Origin of the sequence: Lutimaribacter saemankumensis, assembly GCF_900100005.1 — a bacterium.
GTDB lineage: Bacteria > Pseudomonadota > Alphaproteobacteria > Rhodobacterales > Rhodobacteraceae > Lutimaribacter > Lutimaribacter saemankumensis.
In genome coordinates this window covers 216,925-229,421 of the sequence record NZ_FNEB01000004.1, presented here as the reverse complement: position 1 = coordinate 229,421, position 12,497 = coordinate 216,925, and the positions used below count along the sequence as shown (strand labels likewise).

Annotated in this window: 14 protein-coding genes; 8 read left to right on the top strand and 6 right to left on the bottom strand. The window is 64.2% G+C overall.

The annotated features are described in order from the left end of the window. Window positions 1-43: 43 nt before the first annotated feature. Both BLT50_RS10165 and BLT50_RS10160 read right to left on the bottom strand, forming a co-directional pair. On the bottom strand, window positions 44-307 hold the full coding sequence (locus tag BLT50_RS10165; RefSeq protein WP_090028554.1) for an FAD assembly factor SdhE: 264 nt from the start codon (window positions 305-307) through the stop codon (window positions 44-46). A gap of 5 nt (window positions 308-312) precedes the next feature. Then, window positions 313-711 carry a helix-turn-helix domain-containing protein gene (locus tag BLT50_RS10160; RefSeq protein ID WP_090028553.1) on the bottom strand — a complete coding sequence of 133 codons (399 nt, stop codon included), beginning with the start codon at window positions 709-711 and terminating at the stop codon, window positions 313-315. Between the two features lie 85 nt (window positions 712-796). Between BLT50_RS10160 and BLT50_RS10155 the strand changes: the two genes are divergently transcribed. Both BLT50_RS10155 and BLT50_RS10150 read left to right on the top strand, forming a co-directional pair. Next, window positions 797-1,999, top strand: a complete 1,203-nt coding sequence (locus BLT50_RS10155) for a pyridoxal phosphate-dependent aminotransferase (RefSeq protein WP_090028552.1) — start codon at window positions 797-799, stop codon at window positions 1,997-1,999. A gap of 33 nt (window positions 2,000-2,032) precedes the next feature. Next, a complete protein-coding gene (locus BLT50_RS10150) occupies window positions 2,033-2,452 on the top strand; it encodes a hypothetical protein (protein WP_090028551.1) in 420 nt (139 codons plus the stop codon). 1 nt (window position 2,453) lies between these two features. Here the strand turns inward: BLT50_RS10150 and BLT50_RS10145 are convergent, their stop codons facing one another. Both BLT50_RS10145 and BLT50_RS10140 read right to left on the bottom strand, forming a co-directional pair. Beyond that, window positions 2,454-3,110 carry a DUF3047 domain-containing protein gene (locus BLT50_RS10145; protein ID WP_245723350.1) on the bottom strand — a complete coding sequence of 219 codons (657 nt, stop codon included), beginning with the start codon at window positions 3,108-3,110 and terminating at the stop codon, window positions 2,454-2,456. A 70-nt stretch (window positions 3,111-3,180) separates the two neighbouring features. Continuing rightward, window positions 3,181-4,545, bottom strand: coding sequence for an MATE family efflux transporter (locus BLT50_RS10140; RefSeq protein ID WP_090028549.1), 1,365 nt, complete (start codon window positions 4,543-4,545; stop codon window positions 3,181-3,183). A 116-nt stretch (window positions 4,546-4,661) separates the two neighbouring features. On the opposite strand from BLT50_RS10140, the gene BLT50_RS10135 reads away from it, so the two are divergent. The 6 genes from BLT50_RS10135 to ptsP all read left to right on the top strand — a co-directional run bounded on the left by BLT50_RS10135 (window position 4,662) and on the right by ptsP (window position 10,456). After that, the gene (locus tag BLT50_RS10135; RefSeq protein WP_342706700.1) at window positions 4,662-5,126 is read left to right on the top strand and encodes an NUDIX hydrolase; all 465 of its coding nucleotides are present in this window, start codon (window positions 4,662-4,664) and stop codon (window positions 5,124-5,126) included. Between the two features lie 56 nt (window positions 5,127-5,182). Continuing rightward, window positions 5,183-5,620: a DUF1178 family protein gene (locus BLT50_RS10130; protein ID WP_090028547.1), complete on the top strand. Its 438-nt coding sequence runs from the start codon at window positions 5,183-5,185 to the stop codon at window positions 5,618-5,620. An 11-nt stretch (window positions 5,621-5,631) separates the two neighbouring features. Further along, window positions 5,632-6,279: an SDR family NAD(P)-dependent oxidoreductase gene (locus BLT50_RS10125; RefSeq protein ID WP_090028546.1), complete on the top strand. Its 648-nt coding sequence runs from the start codon at window positions 5,632-5,634 to the stop codon at window positions 6,277-6,279. Further along, window positions 6,276-6,728: an SgcJ/EcaC family oxidoreductase gene (locus BLT50_RS10120; protein ID WP_245723349.1), complete on the top strand. Its 453-nt coding sequence runs from the start codon at window positions 6,276-6,278 to the stop codon at window positions 6,726-6,728. The genes BLT50_RS10125 and BLT50_RS10120 overlap by 4 nt, the downstream gene beginning before the upstream one ends. A gap of 84 nt (window positions 6,729-6,812) precedes the next feature. Continuing rightward, window positions 6,813-8,051 carry an aspartate kinase gene (locus BLT50_RS10115; RefSeq protein ID WP_090028545.1) on the top strand — a complete coding sequence of 413 codons (1,239 nt, stop codon included), beginning with the start codon at window positions 6,813-6,815 and terminating at the stop codon, window positions 8,049-8,051. Between the two features lie 161 nt (window positions 8,052-8,212). Continuing rightward, complete coding sequence (ptsP, locus tag BLT50_RS10110) at window positions 8,213-10,456, top strand: phosphoenolpyruvate--protein phosphotransferase (RefSeq protein WP_090028544.1); 2,244 nt, start codon at window positions 8,213-8,215, stop codon at window positions 10,454-10,456. An 8-nt stretch (window positions 10,457-10,464) separates the two neighbouring features. On the opposite strand, the gene BLT50_RS10105 is transcribed toward ptsP, so the two are convergent. After that, entirely contained in the window at window positions 10,465-11,625 is a 1,161-nt protein-coding gene (locus BLT50_RS10105) for a cytochrome P450 (protein ID WP_090028543.1), read from the bottom strand. 60 nt (window positions 11,626-11,685) lie between these two features. After that, the gene (locus tag BLT50_RS10100; RefSeq protein WP_090028542.1) at window positions 11,686-12,453 is read right to left on the bottom strand and encodes an EcsC family protein; all 768 of its coding nucleotides are present in this window, start codon (window positions 12,451-12,453) and stop codon (window positions 11,686-11,688) included. Between the last annotated feature and the right edge of the window lie 44 nt (window positions 12,454-12,497).

Genomic DNA, 12,497 nt, shown 5'->3' with positions numbered 1-12,497 from the left:
CGAATAATCGGTTAAACCCCCAAAATGGTTCGTAAAATGCGAATTATTCCGCGGTTCCGATCACTTGGCGGATATCTTCGACCAGGGCGGAAAAGCGGTCGGGCGGGGCCGCCTGGCCCGACACCCATTGATATAGATCCTGATCGTTCTCGGACAGCAGCGCGTCATAGACATCCAGCTCGTCCGGCCCAAGCGCATCCAGGCGCGATCCCGAATAGCGGATCAGGATCATGTCCATTTCCTTGATGCCGCGCCGCATCGAGCGCATGCGCAGGCGTTTGAGACGGATATCGCGTGGTTCTGTCATGCCCCTCAGGTGCCGGATTTCAGCGTCAGGCGCAACTTCTTTTCCAGGCGCCCCAGTCGCTCGGCGGATGCACCGATCTGCGCCTTGAGATCGCGGATCTCGACCAGAAGGTCATTGATTTCGGGTGGAATGGTCACCTCGTCCTCGGGCGCGGCCAGACCGTCGCCTTCACCGGTCAGCAACCACATGATCGACACGTTGAGAATACCGGCCATCATCGACAGGCGGTTGGCGCGCGGCTCGCTCATGTCGTTTTCCCAGGCATTCAGTGTGCCAAGCTTGACGCCGAGGCGCTTGGCCAGCTGTTTTTGGGTCATGCCCGCGGCTTCGCGCGCAGCGGCCAGCCGGTCGCCAAAGGTCGCTGCGTCGGGGCCGTACCAGTCGTTGGTATCGGTTTGTTCCATTTTTCTCCGTTCCTCCGATCGTGCTTGATCGGCATGCCGCCCAAGCCTAAGACATCGATCAAGCGATTAAAACCGGGGGTGGCCCATGTCCTTTCTGTCTCAGACACTTTCGCGCGTAAAACCGTCACCCACGATCGCGATGTCGAACAAGGCGGCCGAACTGAAGGCCGCCGGCCGCGACATCATCGGGCTGAGCGCGGGCGAACCCGATTTCGACACGCCCGAACATATCCGCGCCGCCGGTATCGCCGCGATCGAGGCCGGCCACACACGTTACACCCAGGTCGACGGCATCCCCGAGCTGAAACAGGCGATCTGCGCCAAGTTCGCGCGCGACAACGGGCTGGACTACAAGCCCGCGCAGGTTACCGTGGGCACCGGGGGCAAGCAGGTGCTCTATAACGCGCTGATGGCCACGCTGAACCCCGGCGACGAGGTGATCATCCCCGCCCCCTACTGGGTCAGCTATCCCGACATGGTGCTTTTGGCGGGCGGGCAGCCGGTGTTCATCGAGGCGCAGCTGGAAAACGCATTCAAGATCACGCCCGACCAGTTGGAGGCCGCGATCACGCGCAACACCAAGTGGTTCCTGTTCAACTCGCCCTCGAACCCCACCGGCGCGGGTTATTCGCGTGACGAACTGAAGGCGCTGACCGACGTGCTCATGCGTCATCCGCATGTGCATGTGCTGACGGACGACATGTACGAACACCTCGCCTATGACGATTTCGAATTCTGCACCCCCGCGCAGGTCGAACCGGGGCTTTACGACCGCACGCTGACCGTCAACGGCGTGTCAAAGGCCTATTGCATGACGGGCTGGCGCATCGGCTATGCCGCGGGGCCCGAACCGCTGATCGCGGCGATCCGCAAGGTGCAGTCGCAATCCACCTCGAACCCCTGTTCGATCAGCCAGTGGGCCGCGGTGGCGGCCCTGAACGGTCCGCATGATTTCATCGCCGAACACAACATCGCCTTCGTCCGCCGCCGCAACCTGGTGGTCGATGCGCTGAACGCCATTTCCGGCATCACCTGCCCACGGCCCGAGGGGGCGTTCTATGTCTACCCGTCAATCGCCGGGCTGATTGGCAAGCAGACGCCGGACGGCACCAGGATCGACAGCGACGAGGCCTTTGCCACCGCCTTGCTCGACGCGCAGGGCGTTGCGGTCGTTTTTGGCGCCGCATTCGGCCTGTCGCCCTGTTTCCGTATCAGCTACGCCACATCGGACGAGGCATTGACAGAAGCATGCAAGCGCATTGGCGACTTCTGCGCGGAATTGGTGTAAGGCCCTTCGGATAGGCAAGAAAGCAGGACAGGCATGGCTGGCGAACTGCCCCCATATTATTTCCGTGTGCGCGAGAACGGCGCGTTCGTGTTCCGCGTGGACACCGAAAACCGCCAGCGCCGGATCGAGATGGATCAGATCGCGGTCGTCAACATCAACAACGGCCAGATCAAGCCGCATGGCGAACGCACCCTTTCCGACGAAGACCTGAGCGCAATCCGCGACTGGATGACCGAGCGCGTGCGCGTCCTGGCCGAACGCGATATCGACGACATCCTGCGTGCGGTGGATTACCTGAACCAGACGACCCACTGGGCACAATCCCGTGCCACGGACGAACAGCTGGAACTGGTGACGGATTCCCTTTTGCTGGCGATGCACGACCTGCGCACCGTGTTGGTCCGCAAAAAGGCCGACCGCATGCTTGCGGCGCGCGGCATCACCGAAGACTGATCTATCGCAGAACCAGGTTGTCGATGCGCGCCTCGATCCGGCTGTCGGTATCGTCGCTGTCGCCGGATACCGCAAGGCCGACCAGCGCACCGGGTGAACCGCCAAAGGCGCGTGCATAATCCCCGGCAAGGTCCACTGTTTCGCGATGCGCCCCGCTGCCGGATGGCCGCAGCACGACGGTCTTTCCGCGATCCCCGAGATAGGGGCTATCGAGCATCTGGTTGCGATCATGCGCGCCGCCCCAGACATAGACCAGCACCCGTGCATCCCGGTCGCGCAGCAACCGCCGCAGGCTGGACTCCGAGGCATCCTCGGCCCTGTCGCGCGGCACGAACACGAAATAGAGTGCGATGTTGCGGTCATCGCCGCCCTTGCGGGTCAGGTCGGTCGGGGGCGTGCCGGCATCGACCTGCCAGTCCCATTCCGCCTGCCGCGCCGACCAGAACGACGCATCGAGCCCGCGCCACGCCAAAGATACCGCACCCTCCGACCTCAGGCCGAGAGTCTTTCCCCTGAAGGCGTAGCTGTTGGCGGCAAGACGCGGGAACCGCTGCTCCTGCCAGCTTTGATCGAACGGTACCGGGCCCGCAGCCGCGGCGGGACCACCCAAAAGCGTGGCCGCAAGGGCAAGAAGGCCAACGAGAGGAAATGAAATCATGGACTGTCGCATGGCGCAGAAGGTAGTCGCGCGGTTCCCCCCGGACAGGCCCGACACGGGAATTTGATCGTCAGGCAGGGCGCCCCGACAGCGCAGGCAGGGTGATACGCCAGAACCGCCACATCATGAAGACGCCCGCAAGGGCCAACCCGATGGCGAGCCCCAGCCAGACGCCCACGCCACCCATGCCCAGGGTGAACCCAAGCACATAGCTCATGGGAACGCCCACGGCCCAATAGCTCAGCGTCGCGATCACCATCGGCACACGCGTGTCCTGCACCCCGCGCAGCAAGCCCAGCGCCATCACCTGTGCGGCGTCTGCCAACTGGAACAGCGCCGCCGCCGCCAGCAACCCGACGCCGATCGCGATGACGAAGGCGCGATCGGGGTCGTCCGGCGCCAGGAACAGCCCGACCATCGGCCCCGGAAGGCCCAGGAACAACGCGATCGTCAACGCCACCATCACGCCGGAGATCGCGATGATCACCGCCCCACCGCGCCTGAGCCCGTCCAGATCGCCGCGTCCCAGCGCCCTGCCCGCTCGCACGGTGGCCGCGTTCGACAACCCCAGATGCACCATGAAAGTAGCCGAACTGATCTGCAGCGCGATGCCATGCGCGGCGAGCGGCAAAGTGCCCAGCCACCCCATCATCAGCGACGAGGCCGCGAACAGACCGACCTCGGCGAGGTTGGTGATCCCGATGGGCCAGCCCAGGCGGAACACGGCGCCGAACGCCTCCCAATCCGGGCGCCAGACCCGGCTGAACAGCGCATGTTCGGGCGTGACCAGCGCGGCATAGACCGCCAGCCCCACCGCCGACACGGCCTGCACCGCAAGCGATGCGATGGCCGCACCGCGAATGCCCAGTTCGGGCATTCCCCAGTTACCGAAGATCAGCGCGTAGTTCACCAGAACGTTCACGAAGACGGCCGCAACCGTCACCCACAACACCACCTGCGCACGTTCCAGCGCCGCAAGATAGGATTTCAGCAACATGACCATAAGCGCAGGAAAGATCGCCAGACCCGCTATGCGCAGGTAGTCCTGTGCGCCGGCGGCGACACCGGGCTGTTGCCCCGCAAGCAGCAACAGCGACTCGGACCACCAGAACACCGGCAGACAGGCCAGCCCGAAAAGCATGGACAGCCATTGCGCCATACGGGTGACGCGGCGCACCTCGGCCACGCGGCCGGCGCTTTCGGCCTCGGCCACCATGGGCATCACCGCCCAGGCAAAGCCCGATCCCATGATGAACAGCACGAAAAACAGCATGCCGCCCAGAACCTGCTGCGCAAGCACTTCGACATCGTACCAACCCAGCATCACCGCATCGGTCAGCGTTACCGCGAATTGCGCCAGGTGGCTGCCGATCAGCGGAAGACCCAGCACCAGTATCGCGCGGGTGTGGTCCTTATGCGAAAGTTGTGTCGCCATCCTCTCGCCTTACCCGTGCGCCCGGCCCTGCGCAAGCGCGCGCGGCCGGGGCTTGATCGGTGTGGATTTTCAAGCGACAGTCGGGCCAAGGGCAGCACGAGACAGGAGCCGGGTACGTGGCACGCCACTTTTCGACCAAGGCGATGCTTGCGCATCACGACGATGTGCGGACGCAATACGCGGCGCTTTGCTTTCGGATACGCAAGGAAAAGCCTCAATTCCTGTTGATTACCTCGCGTGGGACCGGGCGGTGGATCATCCCCAAGGGCTGGCCGATGCGGGGCAAGTCACCCGCCAAGGCCGCATTGCGCGAAGCCTGGGAAGAGGCGGGCGTACGCGGCCGGGTGGACAAGGACGCCATCGGCGTATTTTCCTACCGCAAGGTGTTGGGCCGCAAGCGGCAGGAACCTTGTATCGCGATCGTCTTTCCGGTGGCCGTGAAATCGTTGGACGGCAGCTTTCCCGAGGCAAAGCAGCGTCGCCGCAAGTGGTTTGGCCGCAAGAAGGCGGCGGCCCGCGTGTCCGAACCCGAGCTGGCCGAGATCATACGAAACTTCGACCCCCGCCTGCTGCGGCGTTAGCTTGATCTTTTCGCGGCCGTAGTTATGTAAAGACACGTTAATTCCGGTAAAACGCGATGATAAAATTCACGCTCAAATGCACCGACGGCCACCGTTTCGAAAGCTGGTTCCAATCAGCCGACGCCTTTGAAAAGCTCAAGGCGAACGGCATGGTTTCCTGTGCCATTTGCGGTGACAGCGGGGTCGAAAAAGCCCTGATGGCGCCGCAGGTCCGGCCGGGCCGCAAGGCATCGACCGGCCCCGAACAGGAAAAACCGCTCAGCGCCCCCGCCAGCCCGGCGGAGCAGGCGCTTGCCGAACTCAAGCGCAAGATCGAGGCGAATTCCGATTACGTCGGCATGAATTTCGCAAAGGAAGCCCGCGCGATGCACGAAGGCGCGGCGCCCGAACGCTCGATCTATGGCGAGGCGAAACCGGAAGACGCGAAAAAGTTGATCGAAGACGGTATCCCGGTGGCCCCCCTGCCCTTCTTGCCCGGTCGAAAATCGAACTGAGAGGATCGCAGATGCATGTCGTGATAACAGGCGCCAGCCGCGGCGTGGGCCGTGCCATCGCCGAGTCATGCCGCTCCCGCGGGGACAGCGTGACCGGCACTTCCCGCGACGGTCATGGCGGATTGATCAAAGTCGATGTCACCCGCCCCGGCGACATCCGCGCCATGGGGACCGCGCTGGATGCGATGCCCGTTGATCTGCTGGTGTGCAACGCGGGCGTCTATGTCGACAAGGGCCAAAACCTTGCCGATGGCTATCCGCCCGAAATGTGGGCCGAAACCTTCGCGGTGAACGTGACGGGGGTTTTCCTGACCGTGCAGGAGCTGTTGCCGAACCTTCAGCTTTCGAAATCGCCGCGGATCGCGATCATCTCGTCCCAGATGGCCAGCCAGACACGCGCGCCCGGCGGCAGCTATATCTACCGCGCATCCAAGGCCGCGGCGTTGAACCTTGGCCGCAACCTTGCGGCGGATCTTGCACATCTGGGTATTGCCGTCGGCATCTATCACCCCGGCTGGGTCCAAACCGACATGGGCGGCACCGCCGCGGACATCACCGCCGACGAGGCCGCAGATGGACTGCTGCGCCGCTTCGACGAGCTGGACATGGCGACAACGGGCTGCTTTCGCACCTGGGACGGCCGGGATCATCCCTATTGACCGCGCTGCCCGCAGAACCGGGCGACATCCCCGGCGCCTTTGCCGCCGCATGGATGGCGCGGGACGCGGCAGCACTTGCCGCGCTCTTCGCGGAAAAGGCCGAGTTCGTGAACGTGGTCGGCCTGTGGTGGCATGACCGCGCCGCGATCGAAAAGGCCCATGATTACGCATTGCAGAGCTTTTTCGCGGAAACCCTGCTGACGCCGGGCACGATCCGCGTCAAGCACCTGGGCGATGATGTGGCCATCGTGCAGTGCCGCTTTACGCTGACGGGCCAGCGCCTGCCCGATGGTGGCGCTGCAGGGCCGCGCCGCACCATCCTGACCTTCGTTGCGCAAAGGACGACAGAAGGCTGGATCACCCAGGCGGCACAAAACACCGACATCGTCGACGGGGCCGAAACCATGGCGCATTCGGGCACCTTGCGCGCGGCCGATTACCGCGGCTGAGCGGACAGCCCCCGCATCATTGATATCTTGCCCTTTCGCGCAACTGCGCCTAAACCCCGCGAAACTTGAACGTCGGGGAATCCCATGCCCATTCTCGTGATGAAATTCGGCGGCACCTCGGTCGCCACGCTGGACCGGATCAGGCGCGCCGCCAAACGCGTCGGCGTCGAGGTATCCAAGGGCTATGACGTGATCGTCATCGTCTCGGCCATGGCGGGGGAAACCAACAAGCTGGTGGGCTTCGTGAACGAGACATCGCCGCTGTACGATGCGCGCGAATACGACGCCATCGTCAGCTCGGGCGAAAACGTCACCGCGGGCCTGATGGCGCTGACGTTGCAGGAAATGGACGTGCCCGCGCGCAGCTGGCAGGGCTGGCAGGTGCCGGTGAAAACCAACAGCGCCCATTCCTCGGCCCGGATCGAGGATATCCCGACCGACAACATCATGGCGAAGTTCGGCGAAGGCATGCGCGTGGCCGTGGTCGCCGGCTTCCAGGGCGTCAGCCCCGAAGGCCGCATCACCACGCTGGGCCGGGGCGGCAGCGACACGACGGCCGTGGCCTTTGCCGCGGCTTTCGGCGCGGAACGCTGCGATATCTACACCGATGTGGATGGCGTCTACACGACCGACCCCCGCATCGCGTCGAAGGCGCGCAAGCTTGACAAGATCGCGTTCGAGGAAATGCTGGAGCTTGCCAGCCTCGGCGCCAAGGTGCTGCAGACCCGCTCGGTCGAGCTGGCCATGCGCTACAAGGTCAAGCTGCGCGTCCTGTCCAGTTTCGAGGAACAATCCGACGATGCGGGCACGCTCGTCTGCGATGAGGAGGAAGTCATGGAAAACCGTCCCGTTTCGGGCATCGCCTACAGCCGCGACGAGGCCAAGATGACACTGGTCAGCGTCGCCGACCGTCCCGGCATCGCCGCCGCCATCTTTGGCCCGCTGGCCGAATCCGGCGTCAATGTCGACATGATCATCCAGAACATCGCCGAGGAAGGTCGCACCGACATGACCTTTTCCTGCCCGGTGGACCAGGTGAAGCGCGCCGAAAAGGCGCTGAACGACGCGAAAACTGCCGGTCACATCAATTTCCACGACCTGATCGCCGATACCGACGTGGCCAAGGTGTCGGCCGTCGGCATCGGCATGCGCAGCCAGTCGGGTGTCGCCGCCAAGATGTTCAAGACGCTCAGCGACGAAGGGATCAACATCAAGGTCATCGCGACCTCGGAAATCAAGATCTCGGTTCTGATCGACCGCAAATACATGGAATTGGCCGTGCAGGCGCTCCATGATGCGTTCGAGCTGGAAAAGGCGGCCTGAGCCCACGGCCCTCGCCCTGCCCAAATCGCACGCATGAAGGGCATCGGCGCTTTGGCTTGCCACCGCAACCTACAAGAAATCCGTTCAAATCCGGCCCGCGTTGTGATCTAACTGTCGGGCCGGGATAACGGCGCACCATCTTGGGGACAGCGGCAGAACTCATGCCTGAAACGACCGAAAGCGAAAGCCGCAAGCTGCTGCGCCGGCTGCGCGACACCATGGCCGAAGAGGCCGCGGGTCAGGCGCGGCTGGACAAGATCACCCATCTGATCGCCGACTCGATGGGCACCGAGGTGTGCTCGGTCTACCTGTTCCGGGACGAGGAAACGCTGGAACTGTGCGCCACCGAGGGCCTGAACCCCGAGGCCGTGCACGAAACCCGCATGCGCCTGGGCGAGGGCCTCGTGGGCCGCGTTGCGCGCACCGGCAAGATCGTAAACTCGGCCGATGCCCCCAAGGAAAAGGGATTTCGCTACATGCCCGAAACGGGCGAGGAAATCTATTCCTCGTTCCTGGGCATCCCGGTGCAGCGGCTGGGCGAGAAACTGGGCGTGCTCGTCGTGCAGTCCAAGGAGGCGCGGCAGTTTTCATCGGACGAGGTCTACGCGCTCGAAGTGGTGGCGATGGTGCTGGCCGAAATGACCGAGCTTGGCGCCTTCGTCGGCGAAGGCGCGGCACTGAAGGCGCGCCACCAGCAGCCCGTCATGTTCCGCGGCACGACCGGCCAGGAAGGCGCGGCACAGGGCCATGTCTGGCTGCATGAACCGCGCGTGGTCATCACCAATCCGGTCGCCGAAGACCCGCACAAGGAACTGACCCGCCTGCACGAAGCGGTCGATCACCTGCGTGTGCGCGTGGACCAGATGCTCGAAGGTGCGGCCACCGGCGACAAGGAACAGATGGAGGTTCTGGAAGCCTACCGGATGTTCGCCAATTCCAAGGGCTGGATGCGCCGCATGGAAGAGGACATCGCCCGCGGCCTGTCGGCCGAGGCCGCCGTCGAAAAGGAACAATCCGCCGCCCGCGCCCGCATGAGTCAGGTCAGCGACCCCTATCTGCGCGGCCGCCTGCACGACCTCGACGACCTGTCGAACCGCCTGCTGCGCATCCTGACCGGCCAGGGCAACGAAACCGGCGCGGAAATGCCCCCCGACCCGATCCTGATCGCCCGCAATATCGGACCTGCGGAACTGCTGGATTACGGGCGCAGCCTGAAAGGTATCGTGCTCGAGGAAGGCTCGGTCGGCAGCCATGCCGCGATCGTCGCGCGCGCGCTCGCGATCCCGCTGGTCATCCACGCAGAACGGATCACGACCGAGGCGCTGAACGGCGATCACATCATGGTGGATGGCGATCAGGGCATCGTGCATCTGCGGCCTGACGAAACCGTTGTGTCGGCGTTCCGCGACAAGATCGCGATGCAGGCCCAGGCGCTGGAACGTTATGCCTCGATCCGCGACAAGCCCGCCACCACGCTGGACGGCAAGACGATCGGGCTGCACATGAACGCGGGCCTGATGGCCGATCTGCCCAGCCTCGACGGGTCGGGCGCCGAAGGTGTCGGCCTGTTTCGGACCGAACTGCAATTCCTCGTGCGCAACCAGATGCCCAAGCGCCACGAGCTGGCCGCGCTCTATTCGCGCGTTCTGGACGCCGCGCATGGCAAGCGCGTGGTGTTCCGCACGCTCGACATTGGGTCGGACAAAGTCCTGCCCTACATGAAGCCCAACGACGAACCGAACCCCGCGCTTGGCTGGCGGGCAATCAGGGTGGGCCTCGACAAACCCGGCGTGCTTCGGATGCAGCTCCAGGCGCTGTTGCGCGCCGCAGCCGGCCGGCCGCTGACGGTGATGTTCCCGTTTGTGGCGCAGTACGAAGAATTCACCGCCGCCCGCGCCGAGATGGACAAGGCGCTTGCGCGTGAAAAGATCCTTGGGCACGTCATCCCGCAAAAGATCGAAGTGGGTGCGATGCTGGAAACCCCCAGCCTCGCCTTCGCGCCGGACAAGTTCTTTGAAATGGTCGATTTCCTGTCGATTGGCGGAAACGACCTGAAGCAGTTCTTCTTTGCCGCCGACCGCGAAAACGAACGTGTGCGCCGACGCTATGACACGCTCAACGTGTCTTTCCTGACTTTTCTCGAACAGATCGTGGCGCGCTGCGAGGCATCGAACACCGCGCTCAGCTTCTGCGGAGAGGACGCGGGCCGCCCGATCGAAGCAGCCTGCCTTGCCGCCATCGGTATTCCCACGCTGTCGATGCGTCCGGCTTCGATCGGACCGGTCAAGAACGTGCTGCGGCGTACCAACCTCGATGAACTGCGCGCCGTGATCCATGGCGCGCGCGACCGCGGCGAAATGTCGGTACGTCCTGCCGTGATGGAGTTCCTGCGCAACGGCGCCTGACCCCCTGTTCAGTTCAGCCGCACCGGCACATTCAAAGGCCCTCTAAAGGCCCACCCACCAAACGGCGCCTCGTCCGCCAGCGCGATCTTGGGGAACCGCTCGAACAGCATCGGCAGCGCCACCTCGGCGATCAGGCAGCGCGAGGCCCAGGCCCCGGCGCAGAAATGCGGCCCCGCCCCGAACGATATCGCGGCGGAAATATCCTGGGTCGGATCGAACACATCGGGGCGGGCGAAGACGCTTTCGTCGCGGTTGCCCGATCCGAACATGAAAAACAAACGGTCCTCGGGCTCGAGCGTGACGCCACCCACCTCGTGACGCTGCGCAATCCTGCGGGGTGACATGCCGATCGGACTGATCCAGCGGGCGTATTCCTCGAACACCTGCAGCCAGCTGACGTCGCCCGCCCGCACCGCCTCCAGCCATTCGGGATGGGCCAGCATCGCCCAGGCTGCGCCCGCGATGGCATCGCGCGGTTCGTTCTGCCCGCCCGAAATCGCCAGCTTCACGTTGGCGCGCATCTGTGCCTCGGGCAAACCGGCCTCGATCTGCACGGAAATCAGCGACTGGTCGGGGGCCTTGCGCAATTCAGGCAGCCGCTCGGTGATATGACGGTCGATGGACGCGGTGCAATCGTGGCAATGCGCCTCGATCGCGGGATCGCCGGCATAGTTCGCGCAGCCGTCGATCATGCCCTGGCTGACCCGGTCCATTTCGCGCCAGTCCATGTTGATCAGCCCGGTCATGGATTTCAGCGCCTCCGCGCTGACCTCCATCGCATAGTCCTTGACCAGATCGGCGGTATCGCGGCCATGCAACCGGTCAAGCGCCCGCGCCGCGCCCGCGGCGAACTGGTCCTTCCACACCTGCTTGACCGTCTTTGGCGACACGGTCGGAAAGATCGCGCGCCGTTCTGCCACGTGGGGCGCGCCATCCTTGCGCATCATGTTTTCGCCCATGAGGATCGTCATCAAACCCTCGGGCTGATGCGAGGAAAACACCTCGATCTTCTTTTCGTTGACGAAGATGTCGTCGCGCCGCGTTATCAGCGTCGCGCCCAGTTGCGGGACATAGGCAATCGGCGCCTCGGCCCGCATCCTTGCGAGATCGGGATAGGGATCGCGCCAGAATGCTTTCGGGTCGATCTCGTGGACGGGTGCGTTCGACATGCGGGCTCCTCCTGTGGCGGAGTTTGCGGCCCGTTCGCAGTGCAGGCAATAGCCCGCGGTCTACATCCGGCTGATTTTCGGGGCGACACGCCGCCGCAAATCGTCCAGCAGATCGGCATGCGCCGTGTCGGCCTCGATGGCGAGGCGGCGCAGACGAAAATGCACATGCGCCATTTCCTGGTAGTAGCTGGTATAGGCATAGTTCGTGGCCGCACCCGCCACGGCCCCCAGGACGGGCACGGTCTGCGCCGCAAGTTTCTGCCCAAGAACCGTAGCCAGACGCGGCGCCACGCGGGCGATCAGCGCGTTCAGCGTCGGCCCTGTCAGCGTCAGCCGTGTGCCGATGAACGCCAGGTCGCTGCCGTCATCCTCTTCCAGCGGGCCGGCGCTTGCCAGCACGCGGATGCAGTCGAACTGCACGTTTTCCGCCGCCGGGTCGAACCCGTGTTCGGCCGCGGCCCCCTGTATCGCACGCAGCAGCACGGTTGTGGTGACAGGCAATTCCGCCAGAGCGGATGGCAAGCCGCCAAAGCCGCCGGCGGCCCCCATCGCCGTTGTCAGCGCTGTATTCAGCCAGCCGGGCTGATCCCCGACCACCCCACGCGAAGATTGCGCCGCCCGCATCGCCAGCCTGAGCGCCTCTTCGGTCGCACCGTCCAGGTTGTCGCGCGCCGGTTTCGGCAGCCGGTCGAGCAGCCCCTCGGCACGTCCCCCGATCAGGTTCAGAACCTGAATGCCCACGCCGCCCGCAGCCCGGTAGCGGCGCGCCAACGCAGTCATTTCAGCCTCGAGGTCAACAGGTGTCGGATCGGCGATTTCTATGTCCATGGGCGCTCCTTCCCGCCTTTCATAGATTGGGAAGGGCACGTCCC